The 22,491-nt window shown below is 37.0% G+C and carries 18 protein-coding genes and 1 pseudogene; 8 read left to right on the top strand and 11 right to left on the bottom strand.

What is annotated here, in order from left to right; translation table 11 throughout:
- Positions 1–378: 378 nt before the first annotated feature.
- The 6 genes from AACW90_RS17280 (at position 379) to AACW90_RS17255 (ending at position 8,151) form a co-directional block, all read left to right on the top strand.
- Entirely contained in the window at positions 379–765 is a 387-nt protein-coding gene (locus AACW90_RS17280) for a hypothetical protein (RefSeq protein ID WP_390236901.1), read from the top strand.
- Between the two features lie 125 nt (positions 766–890).
- Positions 891–2,213 (top strand): TolC family protein, encoded by a 1,323-nt coding sequence (locus AACW90_RS17275; RefSeq protein ID WP_390237066.1) that lies wholly within the window; start codon positions 891–893, stop codon positions 2,211–2,213.
- A complete protein-coding gene (locus AACW90_RS17270) occupies positions 2,213–3,922 on the top strand; it encodes an efflux RND transporter periplasmic adaptor subunit (RefSeq protein ID WP_390236899.1) in 1,710 nt (569 codons plus the stop codon). The genes AACW90_RS17275 and AACW90_RS17270 overlap by 1 nt, the downstream gene beginning before the upstream one ends.
- Positions 3,919–7,044 (top strand): efflux RND transporter permease subunit, encoded by a 3,126-nt coding sequence (locus AACW90_RS17265; RefSeq protein ID WP_390236897.1) that lies wholly within the window; start codon positions 3,919–3,921, stop codon positions 7,042–7,044. Before AACW90_RS17270 ends, AACW90_RS17265 begins: the two co-directional genes overlap by 4 nt.
- 67 nt (positions 7,045–7,111) lie before the next feature.
- The gene (gene copI, locus AACW90_RS17260; RefSeq protein ID WP_390236895.1) at positions 7,112–7,639 is read left to right on the top strand and encodes a copper-resistant cuproprotein CopI; all 528 of its coding nucleotides are present in this window, start codon (positions 7,112–7,114) and stop codon (positions 7,637–7,639) included.
- A gap of 71 nt (positions 7,640–7,710) precedes the next feature.
- Positions 7,711–8,151, top strand: coding sequence for a DUF411 domain-containing protein (locus tag AACW90_RS17255; protein WP_390236893.1), 441 nt, complete (start codon positions 7,711–7,713; stop codon positions 8,149–8,151).
- A gap of 1,852 nt (positions 8,152–10,003) precedes the next feature.
- Here the strand turns inward: AACW90_RS17255 and AACW90_RS17250 are convergent.
- Complete coding sequence (locus tag AACW90_RS17250) at positions 10,004–10,687, bottom strand: heavy metal response regulator transcription factor (protein ID WP_390236891.1); 684 nt, start codon at positions 10,685–10,687, stop codon at positions 10,004–10,006.
- Between the two features lie 186 nt (positions 10,688–10,873).
- Between AACW90_RS17250 and istA the strand changes: the two genes are divergently transcribed.
- Both istA and istB read left to right on the top strand, forming a co-directional pair.
- Positions 10,874–11,893, top strand: a complete 1,020-nt coding sequence (gene istA, locus AACW90_RS17245) for an IS21 family transposase (RefSeq protein ID WP_390236889.1) — start codon at positions 10,874–10,876, stop codon at positions 11,891–11,893.
- Positions 11,890–12,687 (top strand): IS21-like element helper ATPase IstB, encoded by a 798-nt coding sequence (gene istB, locus AACW90_RS17240; protein WP_390236887.1) that lies wholly within the window; start codon positions 11,890–11,892, stop codon positions 12,685–12,687. The genes istA and istB overlap by 4 nt, the downstream gene beginning before the upstream one ends.
- Positions 12,688–12,873: 186 nt before the next feature.
- Here istB and AACW90_RS17235 read toward each other — a convergent pair whose 3' ends face one another.
- The 10 genes and pseudogenes from AACW90_RS17235 to AACW90_RS17190 all read right to left on the bottom strand — a co-directional run bounded on the left by AACW90_RS17235 (position 12,874) and on the right by AACW90_RS17190 (position 22,392).
- Complete coding sequence (locus AACW90_RS17235) at positions 12,874–13,251, bottom strand: DUF3316 domain-containing protein (protein ID WP_390236885.1); 378 nt, start codon at positions 13,249–13,251, stop codon at positions 12,874–12,876.
- Positions 13,252–14,626: 1,375 nt separating this feature from the next.
- Entirely contained in the window at positions 14,627–15,973 is a 1,347-nt protein-coding gene (locus tag AACW90_RS17230; RefSeq protein ID WP_390236883.1) for a heavy metal sensor histidine kinase, read from the bottom strand.
- Positions 15,970–16,665: a heavy metal response regulator transcription factor gene (locus AACW90_RS17225; RefSeq protein WP_390236881.1), complete on the bottom strand. Its 696-nt coding sequence runs from the start codon at positions 16,663–16,665 to the stop codon at positions 15,970–15,972. The genes AACW90_RS17230 and AACW90_RS17225 overlap by 4 nt, the downstream gene beginning before the upstream one ends.
- Positions 16,666–16,748: 83 nt before the next feature.
- Positions 16,749–17,054, bottom strand: coding sequence for a hypothetical protein (locus AACW90_RS17220; protein WP_390236879.1), 306 nt, complete (start codon positions 17,052–17,054; stop codon positions 16,749–16,751).
- Positions 17,055–17,093: 39 nt separating this feature from the next.
- The gene (locus AACW90_RS17215) at positions 17,094–17,471 is read right to left on the bottom strand and encodes a DUF3316 domain-containing protein (RefSeq protein WP_390236877.1); all 378 of its coding nucleotides are present in this window, start codon (positions 17,469–17,471) and stop codon (positions 17,094–17,096) included.
- A gap of 477 nt (positions 17,472–17,948) precedes the next feature.
- Complete coding sequence (locus tag AACW90_RS17210) at positions 17,949–18,110, bottom strand: hypothetical protein (protein ID WP_502226699.1); 162 nt, start codon at positions 18,108–18,110, stop codon at positions 17,949–17,951.
- A gap of 639 nt (positions 18,111–18,749) precedes the next feature.
- Positions 18,750–19,991, bottom strand: coding sequence for a maltoporin LamB (gene lamB, locus AACW90_RS17205; protein ID WP_390236875.1), 1,242 nt, complete (start codon positions 19,989–19,991; stop codon positions 18,750–18,752).
- Between the two features lie 337 nt (positions 19,992–20,328).
- The gene (locus AACW90_RS17200; protein WP_390236874.1) at positions 20,329–20,703 is read right to left on the bottom strand and encodes a DUF3316 domain-containing protein; all 375 of its coding nucleotides are present in this window, start codon (positions 20,701–20,703) and stop codon (positions 20,329–20,331) included.
- 465 nt (positions 20,704–21,168) lie between these two features.
- Positions 21,169–21,299, bottom strand: a pseudogene (locus tag AACW90_RS17195) (IS3 family transposase); the annotation flags it as partial.
- 16 nt (positions 21,300–21,315) lie between these two features.
- Positions 21,316–22,392: an IS110 family RNA-guided transposase gene (locus AACW90_RS17190; RefSeq protein WP_390236872.1), complete on the bottom strand. Its 1,077-nt coding sequence runs from the start codon at positions 22,390–22,392 to the stop codon at positions 21,316–21,318.
- Positions 22,393–22,491: the final 99 nt, after the last annotated feature.

Raw genomic sequence — 22,491 nt, 5'->3', positions numbered from 1 at the left:
ACTGTCAGTGACAGGTCAGCTCTCATAACTATAATAACCATATTCTTATGAATTCCACTGCCGGATATAAGATTTTTAATATCATTTTTTGTATTGTTCCTATGTTTGGGCTGAACTTTTCAGCCCAGTTTTTTTACTTTATATCGACAAGCTATGGCCGAAGTTTAAACAATTCAATTTTTGATTTATTCTTAAGGGTAACAACTGACTTTGAAGTAATACCTAAACAACTTTGGTCTGAGTGCATTTAAATAATTATTGTCTAGCCAACAAGATTTTCTCTAATTAAAAGTAATCTCATTTTCAATATCTATGTATTAACAAGTTATATCAATACATAGATATTAACTACAACATCAACTGGGGTTTGGATTTGTGATGCAAAATAATATGCGCACAATTTGGTTAGCTTTACTCACACTAACAGCTTTATTGTTATCTAGTGTTGTTTCTAGCACCCCTCTTCTTATGCCAATTAAAATGGCTGTTTCTAATGAAATGACAATGCATTTAGAATTAACTGATGACCATTGCTCTCCCCTGCAAGAAAATACTGAAATTCCTGAACAAGCTTGTTGTGACTCCGACAGTAATTCGTCAGACCATCAATGTTGTCCAACTAGTTGCGTCGCCAGCGGTTTTTCCATTACGACTGACTCTAAATATAACTATATCCAACCATCTACTCTCATTCTCTTTTCAAAAGAAGCCTCAAGACGCATAAGCTCCATTTCTAATACGCTTTACAAACCACCGATCGCCTAATTCCTATCTGATGATCTAATTTCATCACATCGTTATGCACGATATTTCTCGTGCTACCTGTTTTATTTGCAAATTGAACTCTAATTATTCATTTGCATCAATTAACGATTGGAATAAAAGTGAACATAAAACCCATCACGATTGCGCTAGCATTAAGCGCACTGATTGCGCCTTCATATGCCAATGAAGGTAAGCAATATTCATTAGACGAAATTATTGAACTTGCTGTTTTGCAAGATCATGGCGTTTCTCAATTATACTCAAACGCTTTATCCCTAAAAGAAACGGGTGTAGCAAGTTCTACCTTGATGGATCCAAAGCTTAAATTTGGTGTTGGCGGACTCCCCGTTGACAGTTTTCAATTTGACGAATCCGTGATGACCAATATCTCTATTGGGTTTGCACAACAATTTAGCAGAGGTTCTACGCTTGAACTCTCTCAACAAAGATATGAGCAACAATCTCAAATTGCCGAACAACAAATAGACGTGCGAAAACTTGATATTGCAAAAAACATAACTCGCCTATGGATTGAACTTCAATACTTAATTCGAGCTAACGAATTGACAATAGAAATGCGTGAATTGATGCGAGAGATGACAACTTTTATCCAAACAAATTATTCATTAGGAAGAAATGAAGCTCAAGATTTACTGTATGCAGAATTGCAGGTCAGTAAATTAGATGAAAAACTTCAGAAAAATCAACAAATGCAGCAGCGTATTCACACCCAACTTTCTGAATGGGTTAACTCAGAATACGTTGAACATATCTCCATAAATGAACAACTCAATTCTTACTGGAGCCGACTAAACCAACTACCTGAACATACAACACGTTTTTACGATTTGTTGGCTAAGCACCCAAAAGTATTAGCCATCGATAAAAATATTCTCTCTAAAGAAACTCAAGTACGTATAACTGAAGAAGCTTATGCTCCTCAATTCGGTATTGAGATGGGTTATGCCTATCGTCAGGCAAATGAGATGAATGGGCAACCAGCACCTGATTTGCTTAGTGCTTACTTGACAATGGATATTCCCCTATTTACTGATAAACGCCAGGATCGGCAGTATGCCGCAGCTCAATATCAAGTTGGCGCGGCAAAATCGCAGAAAGACCTACTTTTGGTACAAATGAACGCGAAAGTAAACACACTGATCACCGATAAGGAAAATTTGGGAGAACGAATAGAGCGATACCAAAAAGTATTATTAAAACAAGCGAACAATCGCACAAAAGCAACAGAACGAGGGTATGAAAATAATACCGTTCAATTTAGCGAACTAATAATGGCAGTCAGAGATGAACTAATAATTGCTATTGAAGAAGCAAAACTTCAATCAGATTTAGATAAAACGATGAATGAACTCGCCTACACGCTTAACCAATACGACCAAAACGTCACTGAACTAAATGTTTCATATGCTTTAGAGGAAAATAAATAATGAAATCTTTACCAATTGCAACTCTTGCACTCTTAATTGGTGGTGTTTTAGGATTCGCTGGAAATCAATATCTATTGAGTAACCAAGGTATGACATCAGATAGTATTTCCTCTTCTTCAGAAAAAAAACCTTTGTATTGGGTCGCCCCAATGGACCCTAACTATAAGCGAGATTCTCCAGGTAAATCACCAATGGGAATGGAACTGATTGCTGTCTTCGAAGAAGACTCAGCTAGAAGTAATGATAAAAAAGGAACGGTAAAGATTAATCCGGCAGTTGAGAATAATCTCGGAGTGAAAACTGCAAAAACTAGTTTTAACAAGTTAGAACCTGAAATAGATACTGTTGGCTATGTCAATTTTGATGAGAGTCGCTTATGGCAAACAAATATACGTGTGAGTGGATGGGTAGAAAAACTTAACATTGACGCGGTAGGAGAGACAGTAAAAAAAGGTGACGTCTTGTTCACCATATATTCTAATGAATTAGTTAAAGCCCAAGAAGAGCTACTAAACGCGTATCGCTCAGGCAGAAAAGCACTAATTAGAGGTGCTACGGATCGTTTAAATGCACTCGGCATTGATAAAAAACAGGTTAGTCAGATTCTTAAAGCAGGACGAGCAAGCCAAAACGTAGCAATAAAGGCACCGGCCGATGGTGTAATTGCATCACTTAAAGTTCGCGAAGGTGGATATGTTTCTCCATCTCAAACAATTATAAGTGCAGGACCTCTTGATGAAGTTTGGGTCGATGCCGAAGTATTCGAACGGGACTCTCATTGGGTAAATGTCGGTGTACAAGCAGAAATGACATTAAGTTCCTTTCCAGGAAAAAAATGGCATGGCACCGTAGATTATATCTACCCGATTCTAGACGCTAAAACTAGAACCTTGCGTGTTCGATTAAAATTTGCTAATGAAAATCGAGCGCTTAAGCCAAATATGTTTGCTAGCGTCACCCTAAAAGCCATCTCCGAAGTTCCTGTTCTAACCATTCCTAGAGAGTCTGTAATCCGTTCAGGTGGCATGACACGCGTAGTAATAGCAGAAGGGGACGGTAAATACCGTTCAAAAAGAATACAGGTGGGCCGTGAGGCAAAAGATAAAATTGAAGTGTTAGCTGGATTATCTAAAGACGACACTGTAGTCACATCAGCACAGTTCATGCTCGATTCAGAATCTAGTCAAAGTGCTGACTTATCACGTATAGATGGACCAGAGCAGGTAAGTTCTTCTAGTGTTTGGGCCTCAGGAGAAATTACGAATGTAATGGTAGATCACCGCATGGTCACAATAAGTCATCAACCCATCGATGAATGGCAATGGCCTGGAATGGTCATGAATTTCACATTGGCCGATGGTATCGATATTAATGAAGTACAAAAAGGACAAGCTATTACATTTGAAATTCAAAAAAACGAGTCTGGACAATATGAAATTTTGAATTTCAAAGCAGCTGAAAGCTCAATAACAAAAGAAATTTGGTTTGACGGTGAGATCAGTATGTTAATGGCAGATTTTGGTATGTTGACAGTTAAGCATGATGCAGTTCCTGATTGGGGTTGGGAAGCGGGAGAAATGAATTTTTCCGTGAATGACGAGATTAACCTTACATCACTTTCTGAAGGACAAAAAATTCGTGTTCTAGTAACCAAATCAGCTGGCGAAACAAAACTTAAATCATTAGAAACAGTAGGAGGAAAAATATGATCCCTGCTATTATTCGATGGTCACTCAATAATCGATTCTTAGTTTTAGTGGCTACAGTGCTTCTTGTTTCTGCAGGTTTATACAGTGTAAAAAACACACCAGTAGATGCGCTACCAGACCTATCCGATGTACAGGTCATTATTAAAACCAGTTACCCAGGACAGGCACCACAAGTAGTAGAAGATCAAGTCACTTATCCGCTGACAACAGCGATGCTAGCTGTACCGGGTGCGGAAACCGTCCGTGGATACTCTTTTTTTGGGGACTCCTATGTTTATATCATATTTAACGATGATACAGATATGTACTGGGCAAGATCCCGCGTTTTGGAATATTTAAGCCAAGTAGCTCCCAATCTTCCTTCAAGTGCAAAACCCACATTAGGACCCGACGCTACGGGTGTGGGTTGGGTATACAGCTATGTCTTACAAGACAAAACTGGTCAACATGATCTTGCACAATTAAGAAGTATTCAAGACTGGTTTCTAAAATACGAATTACAAACGGTTAATGGAGTATCAGAAGTAGCAACTGTAGGTGGCATGGTAAAACAATATCAAGTTCAAATTGACCCAGCAAAACTTCGAGCCTATGACTTAACCCTTCAACAAGTTAACCAAGCTATTAAAATGGGTAACCAAGAAACAGGGGCTTCAGTTATCGAAATAGCCGAAGCTGAGCATATGGTAAGAACTACAGGTTATCTTACCGGCATTGAGGACATAAAGTCCCTTCCTTTAAAAGTAACTAATACTGGCACCCCACTTTTATTAGGTGATATCGCGGACATTAATTTAGGTCCTCAGATGCGACGAGGTATTTCTGAGTTCAATGGTGAAGGTGAAGCCGTTGGAGGTGTTATTGTCATGCGGTTTGGTGAAAATGCGAGCGAAGTTATAGCCAACGTAAAAAATAAATTAACACAACTTCAATCTAGCTTACCTGATGGTGTAGAGGTTGTCGCTACATACGATCGATCGACACTAATTAACAGCGCGGTTAAAAATCTCTGGGAAAAACTGGCAGAAGAATTTTTAGTCGTTGCTGTAGTATGTGCGTTATTTTTATTTCATATTCGGTCTTCATTAGTTATCGCATTGAGTCTACCCGTTGGGATTTTATCAGCATTCATTGTTATGCACTCGCAAGGTATCAACGCTAATATCATGTCGCTTGGTGGTATTGCTATTGCTATCGGAGCCATGGTGGATGGGGCTATCGTGATGATTGAGAATGTTCACAAGCATATTGAGCGTACCCCGTTAACCGACAGTAACCGTTGGCAAGTAATTGGACGAGCTGCTGAGGAAGTCGGACCACCGCTATTTTTCTCATTGTTAATTATTACACTCAGTTTTGTACCTGTATTTGCATTGGAAGGTCAAGAGGGGAAAATGTTCTCTCCGTTAGCCTTTACCAAAACATTTGCAATGGCTGCATCAGCAGGCTTATCAATTACATTAGTTCCTGTTTTAATGGGATATTTTGTGAGAGGTAAAATTTTACCCGAACATAAAAACCCTATTAATAGAGTGCTTATTTCGCTTTATCGTCCATTACTTAATATCAGTCTTAAGTTTCCAAAAACAATGGTAATAATCGCACTTGTATTAATGTCATCTGCCTATATCCCAATTACAAAAATGGGTAGCGAATTCATTCCACCATTGGATGAAGGCGATCTAATGTATATGCCAACTACCTATCCTGGTATTTCAATTGGTAAAGCTCGTGAACTTTTACAACAAACTAACAAACTAATTAAAACTGTACCTGAAGTTAATACCGTCTGGGGCAAAGTTGGGCGTGCAGATAGCGCGACTGATCCAGCACCATTAACAATGGTTGAAACGGTAATTCAACTTAAACCAAAAGACGAGTGGCGCGAAGGAGTTACAAACGAATCCTTACGAAAGGAATTTGATAGTCTTATTCAATTCCCAGGGCTAACAAATGCTTGGGTGATGCCAATCAAAACTCGTATTGACATGTTAGCCACAGGTATCAAAACACCCATTGGTATAAAAATAGCTGGAGCAGAATTAAAAGTCATTGAACAAATCGGAGCAGATTTAGAACCATTATTAAACAGCATCACAGGTACCGCATCTGTCTATGCTGAACGTGTCGCTGGAGGCCGTTACGTCACTATAGATATTAATCGTAAGCAAGCTGCTAGATATGGTTTAAGCATCATGCAAATTCAACAAGTCGTTTCTACAGCGGTTGGTGGAATGAATGTTGGTGAAACAACGGAAGGGTTAGAGCGTTATCCAATTAACGTGCGATATCCTCAGTCCTATAGAGACTCTGTTGAAAAACTACAAAGCCTTCCTTTGGTCACTCCTAATGGGGCTAGAATCGCATTAGCGGATGTTGCAGATGTACGATTTGAAGATGGCCCTCCAATGATCAAAACTGAAAATGCTCGACCAAATGGCTGGGTATTTGTCGATATCGAAGGAAGAGACTTAGGTTCTTATGTTGCTGAAGCGCAAAAAATCGTTAATGAACAACTTAACTTACCTGCTGGTTATTCTCTCGCTTGGTCAGGGCAGTATGAATATATGGAGCGAGCAAAAGCAAGGTTAAGCGTCGTTACACCAATAACGATTGTAATCATAATGTTGCTCCTTTATTTGAGTTTTAAGAGAGTGGGGGAAGTATTGATGATAATGGGGACTTTACCATTGGCTATGGTTGGAGGACTTTGGTTAATGCATTACCTAAATTACAATTTCTCAATCGCAGTAGGCGTTGGCTTTATCGCCCTATCAGGTGTTGCCGTAGAAATAGGTGTAATTATGCTCGTTTATCTCAATCAAGCGTGGCACTCCCGCAAACTTGAACGTGCTGAAAATGACGAGAACCTTACAACTATAGACCTAATGGAATCCATTATTGAAGGGGCTGGTCTACGTGTACGGCCCGTAATGATGACAGTAGTTACCGTGATTATGGGTCTAATACCCATCATGTATGGTTCCGGTACTGGCTCTGAAGTAATGCAACGGATTGCCGCACCAATGATTGGAGGAATGGTATCAGCAACCGCCCTTACTCTACTGGTACTCCCTGCCGTATTCAAACTTTGGAAACAACATGAAATAAAACGAACTTAACTTTTTAACACTGAGTACTACTAAAGTAGTAGTACTCTATTAAACATATAATATTTAGAGGCTCAACATGAAAAAAACTTTAATCACTTTCGCTCTTATCGCACTTTCTGGAACCGCAGTAGCAGATTCTAGTCATGGCGCAAAAAAGATGGACCACAGCGCAATGGAAAGTTCGACTACCATGAAAATAGACCATTCAAATGGTATGGAAATGGAAGGTATATCGGATGTAGGGATGCCTGCAATGGGATCTAAACCGACTAAGGTCGTGCACGTTATATTATCTGACGATATGAAAATTACATTTAAAAAAGACGTAGACATCGATACAAATGACGTTGTTCAGTTTGTTATTATGAACACAGGTAAAATTGAACATGAATTCACCATTGGTAGCGCGACAGAGCAAATAGAACATCGGGAAATGATGAAATCGATGGGAAGCCATGCGCATGACAGTGCTAATGCAGTAACAGTCAAACCGGGCAAAGCCAAACAATTATTGTGGCACTTCCACGGCGATAAGAATGTTGAGTTAGCCTGTAATATTCCAGGGCACGCAGAAGCTGGAATGGTAAAAAAATTAACACTTTAAGTCTACAATATTCTCGCGTTCGTATAGCGCGAGAATACTTTCTTCCAAACAATAATTATGAAGAGGTAATTATGAAACGACTAATACATACTTTATTGCTATCAACGATGACTCTCAGTTTTTCCGTCTTAGCCAATCCAATCATTGAACTTTACAAATCACCAACGTGTGGTTGTTGCAAAGAATGGGCCGCAATTATGGAAAAAAATGGATATGAAGTTAATGTGCATCACAGTAAAGATTGGCGTTCAATAAAAAAAGAATTCGGTATGCCAGGCCAACTCACTTCATGCCACACGGCACTCATCGATGGGTATATGGTTGAAGGACATGTTCCTGAATCAGATATCTCTCGCTTATTAAATGAACGACCTGAAAGCATTTCAGGTATAGCCGCTCCGGGGATGCCACAACACTCTCCAGGCATGGCAAAGTCAGGGCAACCTTACAAAGGCTTTAATGTAATTGCATTTAATAACAACGGTCAAATAAGTTTATACAATAAGTATTGAGTTAAGTTCATTACAAAAGAGGAAAATGTACTCGTCTATATCAAGTATTTATCAGACTACCAGTCCTTTAAAAAAGCATTTTGCTTTATTTATGCTACTGTCGATGTAAAATGCCTCATTAACACCAATTGAAAACTGACCCATTTGAGATGAAATACTCCTACATTCAAAGGATTAAACGGGGACTATCATTAATTAGGAGTATGTAGTGAAAATTAAAATTTTACGTCGACAAAGATATCGTATTTACTTATCGAAAAAGAGTTTGCAATGAATATTACGAATTACAGTGAGGCATTATTTACGACCAAAAATCACAACGCCTAGTTGTTCTCTACGATATACAATAGAGCTTAAATTCACACCATACAAGACCTGCTTGAACGCACTAAAACACGTTAGGTCTCTTATTTCGTGGAACTCCAACATTGAAATATAAGGGGTAAAATTACGATACTTAGAGAACATGTTGTGCAATTTTTATATTTTTTTAAAAAATAACCTTCTGTAGATACGATTAGAAACACCAACCTTTGAAACAGGATATATTTCTATGATGTTTTTCTGGACACTAATTATTGGGTTCATCGCTTCAGTAACCATACCATCTAAGGGCCACATGTATGAAATAAGGCATCGTCCTTAGATATTGAAAAAAACATGTGGGGAGAGATATCTTTCAGAAGGTACTCGATAATATCAAATACAATATCTAAATTAACTTTGCAATCGAAAAATTTATTCAATCGTAAAACTATCAATAAACACGGAAACATCCTCTCTACTTTAGCTCTTTCTCTATCAGGGCAACCTTAACTTGATAAATAATTCGCACTATTTCTTGACTTATGTGCGACACAAAGGTTTATTATTACATCATGTTGTGCATTATTCAAATAGAAGGGGGATAACAATATGAGCTGTTGCAATAAAGCACCAAATGGCGGAAGTAATGATCTTGGTTTGTTGTTCAAAGTATTCATAGTAATGTTAGTTGCTATACTTTTACTCGCTTTCTTCTTTGGGTAGAAATTAACTTTAACTAACACGATTTATATACTAGATAAATTAGTAGATTAATTAGTATAAGGAAACTACGAGGTGCATATCTATACTCGTAAAGGGCTATTAAATGTAATCAGAGAATACCTACTATGGATATAACCATGCGACCTCAGAGCATTTTAAGTTTGTATCACTTAATGTTTTTCTTTATAAAAACTGAATAACCCACAGACACCTAGGCGGTATGAAACTCAATTAGACAAAAACACACACTAAGAGAGTTGGTCCATTTAATCAAAAAGTTGCATCTAAACCATTTTTATAGGTAAACAAGATGATAGATATTTTTATGTCATCACATAATAAAGGTGTAACAAAAGGTGTGTGAGAAATGCGGCATTAATAACTTCGTATGTCAATACTATAGCATTTCTAAACCAACACCGCATAAGCGTATGAAGCATAATTTTGGTGTATCACGTAAACAAACAGACAAAATAGCCTTACTTATAGTAATAAAGACTAATTGGTTTACATGAAAAAATCCTGAAATTTATCGATATACAATTGTCGAATACGATCGGTTTTAACAAATGTTCTGTGTAAGGTATGCCGTACCCTATTTAACGTATCCCGGATAATAGAGAGCGAGAACTGCTGTTAATAAAATCCAACAGATATTCATTGTTTATAGTATTTAGTTTTTTCCTAAAAACTTTGATATTTATGTTTGAATGGCATCACTATCAAATTTGGAAAGAAACGTTTCAAGAGCGGAATTACAAGCTAGATTTTCAATTAACAAAATTCAAATAGTTTCTGAGAATTACATATTTATTGGTAGTTATTATTCTGACAAATCGTCGATTTTATAACCCATTCCACGTACTGTATGAATCAGTTTAATATCATATGGTTTATCAATTTTTGCACGCAATCTTTTGACCGCAACGTCTATAACATTAGTATCGCTATCAAAATTCATATCCCAAATTAGAGATGCAATAGCAGAGCGAGACAAAACTTCCCCCCGTTTTCTTAAAAACAGTTCTAACAAGGAAAACTCCTTTGCGGTTAAGGAAATAACATCATTATTTCTAGACACCGTTCTTCTTAATATATCTAGTGATAAATCTGCCAATGTCAAAATGGTATCCGATACAGACGGAACTTTGTTCTTTCTCAAAGCATTCTTTACTCGGGCAAGTAATTCAACAAAAGCAAATGGCTTAACCACATAATCATTCGCTCCCAACTCTAAACCTTTAACGCGATCCTCCACTTGATCTTTTGCCGTTAGCATGATGATCGGCGTATCAATATCACTGCTTCTCATAGTCTGTAACACTTGCCAACCATTAAGCTTAGGCAACATCACATCTAATATTATTAGATCATAAGTATTAGTTGTCGCATTGTATAAGCCATCTACACCATCCATAGATACATCAACAACATACCCAGACTCTGTAAATCCTTTTTTCAGATAACTGCTTGTTTTAGGTTCATCTTCTACTATTAGTAATTTCATTTTTAAATGACTATTGAAAATAATATCTTATATAATATAGTATATTATTAGGAATAAACATCAAAATTATAACAATCTCCCTATGTTATTGTTACCGCCGATGTAAAAATGACCCACTAACGCCGACTGAAAATCGACCCACCTGAGGCACAATGTTCGTACGTTTAAATGATAAAGCGGCGGACTATGATTAATCAGGAGCAACTAGTGGAAATTCAAGTGTTACATCGACAAGGGTACAGTATCCGCCGTATCGCCAAGGAGCTTGGAATATCAAGAAATACGGTGAGGCATTATTTACGAACAAAAGCAGCAACGCCGACATATTCCCCTCGGGATAGAAAGCCGCGTAAAATCGCCCCATATAAAACTTATTTGCTCGAACGTATTGAAGCGGCAAAACCACATTGGATCCCTGCAACAGTGCTATTGCGTGAAATTCAAGCATTGGGATATGAAGGTGGCATTACCATGCTCAAAGAGCATGTTGTGCAATATAAATCCAAGCTTAATTATGATCCTATCGTTCGCTTTGAAACTGAACCAGGCCAACAGATGCAAGTCGACTTTACGACCATAACCCGTAACGGTAAACGACTAAAAGCGTTTGTGGCGACACTAGGTTACAGTCGTGCTACTTTCGTCCTTTTCTCTGAGCGAGAACGTCAGGAAGATTGGATTCAAGGGCTTGAAGCCGCGTTTGAGTTTTTTGGTGGCGTCCCTAAAGAGGCATTGTTCGATAACGCTAAAGCGATCATGATCGAGAGAGACGCTTATGGTGAAGGTGAGCATCGTTGGAACCCACAATTGCTTGCTACCGCTAAGAAATACGGTTTTAAGCCAAAAGCCTGTCGGCCCTATCGAGCGAAAACGAAGGGAAAAGTGGAACGCTTTAACTCCTACCTAAAAAGCAGTTTTATTACACCGCTAGCAGCAACGTTAAAACAACATGGTCTTGATCTTACCGTCGATGTCGCTAACGGTCACATTGGCGCATGGCTTGAAGCCGTTGCACACCAAAGAATACATGGCACGACAAATACCAAACCTCAGGTTTTACTCGAGAAAGAACGCTTCTCGCTTTTACCATTGCCGAATACAAGTGCACCAATTAGTTTACCGCCTGTTCGCCACTCTGTCGTTCCTATCGAGAGCTTCCAACATCCGTTATCTACTTATGATGCTCTGTTGGAGGTGAGAATATGAACTTACAAATGACACGAATCGTAGCGGCTTGTGAGGCTCTTAAACTCTACTCGATAAGTAACGAATGGACAGGGTTAGCGAAAACGGCCTTAAAAAAAGAGCAAAGCCTTGGTGATTTTTTAGAGTCTCTGCTGAATGTAGAACTGGAAGCTAAAGCAGAAAGAACTCGAACAACATTGATGAAGTTCGCTGGCTTCCCGATGAAGAAAACCTTCGAAGAATACGATTTTACGTTCGCAACTGGTGCACCTAAAAACCAACTTCGAGAGCTTACGGGACTCGCCTTTATAGAACGGAAGGAGAATATCGTTCTGCTCGGCCCTAGCGGTGTTGGCAAGAGCCACCTTGCTGTAAGTCTTGGCATGACGGCGGTTCAAAAGGGAATTAAAACTCGCTTCGTTACGGCGGCAGATTTAATGTTGCAACTGAGTACGGCAAAGAAACAAGGCCGACTGGAAAACTACCTTAAAAGAAGCGTACTAACACCAAGGCTCTTAATCGTCGACGAAATCGGATATCTGCCGTTCGGCAGGGAAGAAGCAAACTTGTTCTTTAATGTCATCGCTAAGCGTTACGAACAAGGCAGTATTATCGTGACTAGCAATTTACCGTTCTCACAATGGTCAAACGCGTTTGCCGACGACACGACTCTGACGGCTGCGTTGCTTGACCGCTTATTACATCACTCACACATCGTTCAGATAAGCGGAGAGAGTTATCGGTTGAAAGGGAAAAGAGCGGCAGGAGTCGTTCCAGCGATATTAGAAACTACCAAGAAGCAACAGTGGAATTAACTACATGGGTGGGTCAGTTTTAAATCGGCGATAACGCCGTTAAGTGGGTCAGTTTTAAGTCGGCGTTGACATGTTATGGGAGGATAGTTGTTATAAGTAAGATAATAAGTCCATTTTTTAATCGCCTAACATCGAAATATATAGTCCATGGACAGAATATATTTAGTCAAATCAAGCCACGCCACGTTAGTCTCTAGAGTCTCTTTCTGAAAAATGATAGCTAATATTTAATACACCACGATACAAAATATCTCCATCATGATTCATCATTTCCTCAACGTTTATATATCCACCATCGTTTACATGAATACTCTTTGGATTATAATTTATATTGTTTATTCTCAGAATTTTCGATAATTCTCGAGGAGAACTAGAGTATAGCTTCGTCAGTACTTTCAATCCCAACTTATAGGCTTCTACCTTCGTTTTTACTACCCCTGTATCAATGGTTGAGCTATTCAGTCTTTCCACAAAATTACCAGGAGTTGGTACATACTCTCCTGAGAATACGCTTGAACTCACTAACATTAGTGTTGTGATTACAATTTTTTTGATAAATTTCATTTGTTCGTCCTGTGATTAAGATTATCGTGCTGTTGAATTCAATGTTAACATTACGACAATGACTAACTACGGGTCGAATCATGACATTTTTGACATATTGCTAATGCCTATTATTGTTATTTATTACTACAATACAATGAATTTTACGTTCTATGCAGCAACCATTAGGTATTGACATTGTATAGCCTCTCAAGCTTTTATCTTGGTCAAAACCTCGACATGCCTTAATCGACAGTTGATAAAAATATAGTGTTGCAACTGAAAGCAGCGCGTCTATAAACCTTACCGCATCTTAAATGACATAAATATGACTTGTTTCACCATATGTACTGTCATAATGCTTTTGCTACTTAACTTGCTTCCAACTGAATTTTTTATAAGAAAATTTAATCATGGAATACGTATTTCGCTGAGTGTAGTCGGTCAGAACATAGCTTGTCAGTTTAATTTCATCGAATTACTCAACTAAGCCTGATACATATAAGAGAAGAGTGAATTAAATCAATTTAGTTGTTCGTGATCTTAAGTTGACTCAAGTAAGCATTAAAAATGGTAAGAATAACTCATTGAAGTTTAAACCCATATGACTTATCTGAAGTTATTATATACTTTTCTTAAAGTAAACATTTTTCTTTATGATACCAACCTACTTTGTTACATGAAATTTAATGAATAATAAAGAACGTGCTCTCTGGGTTGTCAATAGGTTAAATATCATATAAATGATACAATTTAGGCTACCATTATTACAAAAATGTCACACCCATGTACCAAATAAGTCATTAATAGTCTCTATACTAATCGTGTTTACTTATTTTTATACTTAAGTAAACATGTTTTTTCATTTAGTTCCTCCGTTCAAACCGAGCATTTAGCAGAGATGCTCGGTTATTTTAACACATAAAAAATCATCCATAATAAGAATGACACAATAGTTAGCCTCATATTTTTCATCCTGCTAACACAATAAACCGACAAATCAAGTAATTATAACAGTCAAGTAAGAACAGTGTGATAGTTATTATCGCATCTTATTATATAATAATGAACCATTACCTAGATATTACAAATTCATATCACCATACCGGTAACATGTAGATTCTAGTGACTCGCCTTAAATATATTTGTCACTAAATTAATCTAAAAAATATATGCCCAGGAAACAACATATATAAAAAGACCGTATTATGTTTAATAATTTCGACAATATCAACTGGTGTCAATGCAGTAGAATTTGAATTTCATCGTTATTTTAATAATCGCTTTCAACTTTATACTAACCAAAACGATTTTTTCAATGGAACCTGGGGCAACACTTAATGATACTTCAGGTGAGGCAATACAGATTAATTAACTGGCTATCAAAATAGTGAACTTAAGCCACTGGGTATTGAATAGTGAAAGAAGTGAAACCTTGTTCCGACCTAACAAAAATAGTACCATGGTAGGCGTGAACTATTGATTGCGTAATCGATAAACCTAAACCTGCACCTACACTACAAGTATGCTGACGAGACTTGTCTTGTCGATAGAAACGATCAAATAAATGAAGGATAGCACTAGGTGGTATGGTTTCACCAAAATTACCAACTGTTATTAGAACTCGATCTATATGAGACTGAATATCCACATTAATTTTAGACCCTACATCTGCATGTCGTATAGCATTAGATAACAGGTTATTTATTGTTCTTTCAAACATGTTTTTGTCCATGAATACTCGAGCTTTACCACTTATATCTAAAGTTAATTCTTGTTCCTCTCCAAGAATTTCAAAATAGTTAACAATTCTCTCAATTTCATTTTCAACACTTAACCATTCATCACTACGGTGTATCAGTAAATTCTCAGCTTTTGCTATATAGAGAACATCATTAATTGTCTTTATAATTCGGCTCAGTTCTTCTAGATTTGATTCTATAGTATCTTTGTATTCTTCATTGTTTCTATTAGCAGACAGAATCACTTGATTCTGCGTACTGATATTTGACAGCGGTGTACGCAACTCATGCGCTATATCTGAGGAGAATTCACTCAACCTCGCAAAACCGGTCTCCAACCGATCCAACATTTTGTTGTGCGTTATCGCCAATTCATATAACTCTACAGGCAATTCGCTGAGAGGAATGCGGATCCCAAGTTGATTAGGCGCAATTTGTTTTATGTGACTATTCAGAGTTGAGATAGGGCGAAGACCCTTTCTAACAATTATAATGCTATAAAGCGTGGATATAACTAACATCATCCCCATTGACCAAAATAAAATTAATCTAAACTCAGAAAAAAATGCTTTATGATGATTAATACTAATACCCATCACTAGAGAGTAATTTCCATCCACCGGGAATGCAAATGCTCTTATATTTAAAGAGTCAGCTGACCACTCGATAGCATGTTCACTCGTTATCAATCGAGGGTTCGTCAGTAACAATTGTTTATCCGGGAAGGCAATGTTTGAGTTCTGATTTAGTACTTTTCTATCTTTTATCAACCAAAGATAAGTTGGGTTATTTACAACGGCACTCAGAAGAGTCTGCGGTCTATGTAATTCTTCTTTAGTAATCGAATTGAATTTACTTAACAAATGCGCATAATCTTGGTTATAAAAATGTCTGTCAATGGCATAATGCAAGATTGCAGCTAGAGAAAAATAAACCAGGACAGTGGTAACTACAAACATTTGTACTAATTGTTTTTTCATAGAAAATTCTTTTAAACTCATAGCTCTTCCAAATTTTCAAGCTTGTAACCCATTCCACGGACTGTATGAATTAGAGGTTTATTGAATGGTTTATCTATTTTAGTCCTTAGCCTTTTTATTGCTACATCAATGACATTGGTATCACTATCAAAGTTCATATCCCATACCAAAGACGCAATAGTACTGCGGGAAAGTACTTCTCCTTTTCTTCGCATCAATAGCTCTAGAAGTAAATATTCTTTAGCTGTTAGCGTAAACGTTTGGTTTTTTCGCACTGCTATACGCTTGACAATATCCAACTCTAAATCAGAAACAATAATGCTATTGTTTTGAAATATACTATTTTTCGTAGGTAAATAATTTTTGAATACGTTTTTAATCCGAGCTAAAAGCTCAGCAAAAGCGTATGGTTTCACAACATAATCATTCGCTCCCAGTTCAAAGCCTCTCACTTTATCCTCTACCAATTCTTTTGCTGTAAGTAAGATAACCGGTGTTAAAATATCACTCCCCCTTAGCGTACTGAGGATCTGCCAACCATCCACGTGAGGCAACATAATATCTAAGATAATCAAATTATATTCTTCATTGGTAGAATAATACAAACCATCAATACCATTATCAACAAAATCTACTACATAGCCGGATTCTGTTAGACCCTTTTGTAGATATTGCCCTGTTTTCTTCTCATCTTCTATAACTAAAATTTTCAATTTTTACCATGCCAATTATGGTTCATAATTTAAAAGCTGACACGACATAAGTACAATTTACCTCAGTAGTAGTCAGCAATAAGTTAGTCAACACAACGTCCATTTAGAAAAACTTTTTCCAACGGAAGGACGGAAACTAAAGTTTCCTCATCTCCATCAACATTAAGAACCTCTAAGATGGTATTGACTATTTCAGCGCTTCTATCTGAAGATAAATAGATCTCCAATTGCATCAAAGCTTGCAATTGATACTTATCAACTGTCGGAGACGAATGGTCTCTTCCCTTGACTTCTTTCAAGATAAAGCAGCAATGCCCTGAGACTTGCAATGCCCGTTGGATTTTTTCTGTATGGATGAGATCAAATATCGCTGTGATTTTAGAATACATAAATCCTCCTACAATAAAAATGCAAATTAAATCATTGTTTTAATTATTACTATCACGTCTTATATAATGTACTTTAACATTCACCAAACCAACATATTCCATTTCCCCCTCACTCGTGATTCTTTCTTGTACGGTGACATAACTGCCATCTTCTAAATGAGTCTTATTTGATCCGATACTAAAATTCGTAATATTTAATGCGGAATTCAAACCACTAGCTGTCGAGATTTCAAGTGCGTTTAACTCAGACAGTGCGATTTCATATGCAAGTTTTTTGGTTTCTACAGGTTCAACACGAATAGTTTTTTCCGTTATTCTAGACAAATAGTTTGCTCCATAATACAGAGGTTGAGCAAACACTGCCGAGCTAGTTAAAACGAGGGACAAGCTAACAAAAATTGCATTGAACTTTTTCATATTTATTACCTTTTCAAATTTAGTCTCAGTACAATCATTATCAAATATACATGCTGACAACAATGGTTCAAAAAAATGACAAATTTGTAATGATAAACAAAGATACAATAATAACATGTTAAATATGAAGGTCGACACTACTATGTACCAAATAAAAAGTTGGTTTTTTATTATAAAAAATCTAAATGGAATGAGTAATATCAAAATTTATTTATTTAAAAATTTCCAGGCTACACCGATAAACAACGCCCCCATAAATACAAGCATATTGATGCTAAAGACTAAAGAACTGATCAATTGCCGTCGAGCCTAAATGGGTAAGTAAGAAACTCGCAAGAAGGATACCTATCGCGGTTGCGACAATAAATCATTTGTAACACAGTACTGTGACGCCAGCGACATAACTCACTACGTCAAATGAAATAAAAGGTATCAATCTTGAAAACATAACTACATACATTAATCGATTTTGGTTACCTAATCGCCATGTGGGTAACGATTATCCAACCAATTGTGGGCCTTTTTATAACCCATAATCCTGGCTATTCCAAACGCTATTGATGATCCTAATAGCGAGCCAAGATAAATGTAGAATGTTCCCTCAAAATGTCCATATATAGCCCCTGACGCTATTGCAATAGGTGCACTTGAAGTGGACTAAAAACAACAGCCATTACCATTATAGAAATAATTACTAATGGTACAGCTATGCCAGACTCACGAGTAAACATTATTATGTCCTTAGTATTGTTAAAATATAGATAATTCGCTAAGTAAGAACTATCTCGTAATATCAAAATCAATATCGTTATCAACAAAAAATAACAACAAAAAAGTATTACAATTCATACCTTGTCCAGAAAACTTGCGTTTAGATCAGCCAACAGTTAAGTTGATAAACAACAAATTCAGCTTAAAATTCAAGACCTAATTTAAATTATACCGCAGAATAATAATCTACTTTAATGTTATTGACGGGACTCAATATATACAGAGTGATTGCATACAGCCAAGCTGAAATAAATATAACCATGAGTATAGTTTATTGCGGAAAATGACTGACAAATATTATTACATTGCATGTTTTCTCTAGTTCTTTCTGTCGGTTATTCTTTATGTTCTATGTTCTATGTTCTATATTCTATATTCTATATTCTATATTCTATATTCTATATTCTATATTCTATATTCTATATTCTATATTTTCAACATTCAATAATGACCAAGTTGAATTGGTAACAACAACTCAACTTGGTTACCTTTAAAAAGTACTATATTTTACCACCAGACCTCAGCTTGGACACCCAAGTTAATTTCAGTGTCCTTTCCATTACCAAACGCATTTTTATTTTCATTATCTGTAAAATAACTACCATAAAAACGAATTTCTGGTCTAGCCCAATAACTTAATCCAGCAGTCCAGGCTTGAGCGATAGTCAATTTACTACCAGAGTCTTTCTCACCACTTATTCCGGTTTTTTCGAAATATCCCATTTCTACTAATGTCTTTAAGTTTTCATTCCATTTATACACAGGTCGAATTACAGTAGATAAATAGGTAATATCTTCTGTTTGGTCATCTGATATGTCATCTACCGATGAAGACCAAACTAGTTGATGCCCAACTTCCCAGTTTGAACCAACTTCTACTACACCCCAATTGATAATTCGATATGCATTAGCACCTTCTTTTGCTCCGGCACCGTACCAAGACCCGTCACCATATTCAGCTATGGTTTTTCCATACCCTTCAGTGCCATATTGAAAAACTGTTTTGTTAACTCCACTTCCTATGTTTTGAGTAAGTTCAATATTAATTAATGCCCCATTTTTGATGTCCTGTTCATATTCACTACTTTCGTTTGTAAACGCATAATTACCACCAATTTCCAAAGAAGCATGATTCCATAATTCGATATCAGAAAACCTGACGTCGAAGGAATTTACGTTCAAATCATTGCTGTTATTTCCAGTGTCTAAAACTTCATCACTGTCAGTCCTAATCCATGCAACGGACAACTTACCGTTGTCAAAATCGATATTCTCAATACCAGCCCCAGAACCAGAGATGTTCCAATAATAAAAATCTGCGAGATCTACATTATGACGTTGATAATAGCGCTTCCCCGCCCACATAGTGGCTTCAGGAGCCGAGGAGAGTAACCCTGTAGCTTGAACATTAATCTGAGGTAATACCACCTTCAAATCATCATCTTCTGTTGTTTCCCATCCAGTTGACCCGTCGCTGTAAGCCGCAATCATCGATTCAACATCAAATGACACACCATTTTCATTGTAGGCCTCGTGCTTGATACCCCACTCACCATACGTGTCGTTTTCGTTACCTAAACGACCTAGTTGGTTCTTATTATATTGAACATCTTGCCCGTTGTTTAGGCTCATACCAACACCACCACGTATATATCCAAAGTAGGACATATCATTTTCCGCAATTGCGTTTACGGACATGAGTAGTGTGGATATTGTTGTTATGCTGAAAATGGTTTTTTTTACTTGCATTGTTATACCTCTGCTATTTATCGTTATTTATAAAAACTGAACTTGATAAAAATATATCGGAATACAATGACTATTAGCTGACCTAGAAATTACATAAATGTAATCTGTGACTGAGATCTATGGCGGTCAGGAATAAAGATTTAAATATGCCCTATAAGATGATAACGAATCAAGGTGCATTATTAAATATGATGGGGAACTGACCAAGTTGACACGTTTCATATTTTTATTTTTTATAAATAAGAAAGTCACGTAAATATATTATATTTACTGTAACTTTCTTACATTGCACATGTAATGCATCTTTTACAGGGTTATGTTAGGCTTCGATTATTGATCATTGTCTCTCTCTTTCTGCGAAGTGATAACTGACATTTAGTACACCCCTATACATCATTCCTCCATTTACATCCATCATCTCTTCGACTGTAATGTAGCCACCATCATTAATATGCATGGTATTTTTATTAACATCCTTACCAATAACTCTTAAAGAACTAAATAATTCTGAAGAGGAACTTGTATATAGTTTAGTCAGTATTTCCAATCCTGCTTTATAGGCGTCATCTTTCGTTTTCATTACCTCAGTGTCGATGGTGGAGCTATTTAGACGCTCCACATAGTTACCAGGCGTTGGTACATATTGACCCGCAAATACAGATGTACTTAGTAGAAGTATTGTTGAAATTGTAACTGATTTAATTAGTTTCATGTTATTTCCTATTTGTGGTGTTTGTTCTGTCGATATAAATAATAACTTTTATACGATGACTAATACCGGGCTAATTCATGACAATTTTGTCATGAATATCTGGTACCAAAAATAATAGTGTATTGTGGCAGAAGTCAATTATCATCGTTTATAAATCGCTTAGCTGTCGTTATGACAATTTAATGAATTTTTATTGCAAATATTGGTCTTAATACACTTATATCACTTAACTTATAATGCACTCTTAGGTAAATCGATAGTTGTGACATATCCAGTTATCAGAATAGAAGTTGCTAACTAAGTTTCGGTTGATAGTGGAAAGAATCGATACCCTACATTATATGAGGTAAAACGCTAATTAGCACTCGGCTCTGACTGGAATGGTTAGTTATACGATAATGTGAAAATCTTCCTCATACTGACTAGTCATAATAAAAGTAAATAACCTACGGTTAGTACTCGTTAGGTCTCAAACCTTCCAAAGTAGCGCTCCATTGGTGCATTATCCCAGTAATTTTCTCTTCGAGAAAAACTTTTTTTACCTAAAAACGCCACCGAAATTGACGGCATTTCCTATTGGAATAATGACTGCCTTGGATGCCCTTCTAAGAGTCAAGTCGTTATTTGCATACTGTTGATTAAGGCGTTTTTATTTTTCAAAAGGTAATAAATTTCACGTGCTATGTATCTCTTTAAGCACCGTATAGCTTCCATTTTTGATAATCCATCAGCAGTTCGTTTTTTGATATAATCCTTTGAACGCTGTTCGGTTCTAAGTCTACCAATCGCAATAATATGGAGTGCACTATTGGCAGATCTATCACCACCTCGATTAAGCCTGTGTCTTTTGGTTTTTCCTGAGGATGCAGGTATAGGACTAACTCCACATAAAGCGGCAAAGCTAGATTCAGAGTTTAAACGTTCAGGGTTATCACCCAACGTTATCAGCAATTGTGCGGCGGATTCGTATCCAACCGCTTTTTGTTCGATTAATTCAGGAGCAAGCGTGTCAACGATAGAAGAAATCATTTTATCTAAATCCGCAATTTCGTCATGAAGCTCAAGATATCGACGAGCTAAGGATTTAAATACGATCCTATATGCGCTAGAAATATTTTTGTAAGCTGTTAAATCAGGTCTGCTTGATGCTAAGGTGCGAATCAAAGTCATACGAGTCATATGTCTTAATGTATCTCTTATTTCATCGGGGGCAGATACAATGCTCGTTCTAATCATCTGAAGGGCAACAGTGCGAGCTGCCATTGCTGTTTTACGGCAACCTTTAAGTATTCTTAACGACTCAACCATCCCGTCCCGCGTCTTTGGCGTCACCGTGCGTAATTTACTATACGCTGCGTGAGCAGCATTTTCTGCGTCTATTGTGTCATCCTTGCCTCGTTTTCTTCGATCAACCTTATCTGGAGCTGTTACTTCCAATACTTCAATGCCACTGCTTTGCATATAACGAAGCAAGCCCAAACCATACGTCCCTGAACACTCAATACCCACACGTGATATTTTACCAAATGAAGACATCCACTTTAACATTTCCTTATATCCATGACGGGTTGTTGGGAAGTATTCACTTGATAATACTTGGTTAGAATCATTGACGATTGCAGCTACGTGGATGTCCTTATGAGTATCCACTCCACCAATAACATAAGATGAGATTGTATTTTTATTCATTGTTGACTCCTTCACTATGTGAGTATGGACAAGAGTCACAAAACCAAATACTTGGACAAGACAGTAATGGGACAGGCGTCAGGCCCTTCTTGAGTCACA

It is taken from the genome of Vibrio frigidus (assembly GCF_042465995.1).
GTDB lineage: Bacteria > Pseudomonadota > Gammaproteobacteria > Enterobacterales > Vibrionaceae > Vibrio.
The sequence above is the reverse complement of the archived record's forward strand: the minus strand, read 5'-3'. Positions and strand labels throughout refer to the sequence as shown.

Bases quoted from the DNA above. Each gene is read 5' to 3' on its own strand.
- AACW90_RS17200 (WP_390236874.1), bottom strand. From the start codon at position 20,703: ATGAAACTAATTAAATCAGTTACAATTTCAACAATACTTCTACTAAGT.
- AACW90_RS17190 (WP_390236872.1), bottom strand. From the start codon at position 22,392: ATGAATAAAAATACAATCTCATCTTATGTTATTGGTGGAGTGGATACT.
- AACW90_RS17250 (WP_390236891.1), bottom strand. From the start codon at position 10,687: ATGAAATTACTAATAGTAGAAGATGAACCTAAAACAAGCAGTTATCTG.
- lamB (WP_390236875.1), bottom strand. From the start codon at position 19,991: ATGCAAGTAAAAAAAACCATTTTCAGCATAACAACAATATCCACACTA.
- AACW90_RS17270 (WP_390236899.1), top strand. From the start codon at position 2,213: ATGAAATCTTTACCAATTGCAACTCTTGCACTCTTAATTGGTGGTGTT.
- AACW90_RS17215 (WP_390236877.1), bottom strand. From the start codon at position 17,471: ATGAAAAAGTTCAATGCAATTTTTGTTAGCTTGTCCCTCGTTTTAACT.
- AACW90_RS17220 (WP_390236879.1), bottom strand. From the start codon at position 17,054: ATGTATTCTAAAATCACAGCGATATTTGATCTCATCCATACAGAAAAA.
- AACW90_RS17280 (WP_390236901.1), top strand. From the start codon at position 379: ATGCAAAATAATATGCGCACAATTTGGTTAGCTTTACTCACACTAACA.
- AACW90_RS17265 (WP_390236897.1), top strand. From the start codon at position 3,919: ATGATCCCTGCTATTATTCGATGGTCACTCAATAATCGATTCTTAGTT.
- istA (WP_390236889.1), top strand. From the start codon at position 10,874: ATGATTAATCAGGAGCAACTAGTGGAAATTCAAGTGTTACATCGACAA.
- AACW90_RS17235 (WP_390236885.1), bottom strand. From the start codon at position 13,251: ATGAAATTTATCAAAAAAATTGTAATCACAACACTAATGTTAGTGAGT.
- AACW90_RS17230 (WP_390236883.1), bottom strand. From the start codon at position 15,973: ATGAGTTTAAAAGAATTTTCTATGAAAAAACAATTAGTACAAATGTTT.
- AACW90_RS17255 (WP_390236893.1), top strand. From the start codon at position 7,711: ATGAAACGACTAATACATACTTTATTGCTATCAACGATGACTCTCAGT.
- istB (WP_390236887.1), top strand. From the start codon at position 11,890: ATGAACTTACAAATGACACGAATCGTAGCGGCTTGTGAGGCTCTTAAA.
- copI (WP_390236895.1), top strand. From the start codon at position 7,112: ATGAAAAAAACTTTAATCACTTTCGCTCTTATCGCACTTTCTGGAACC.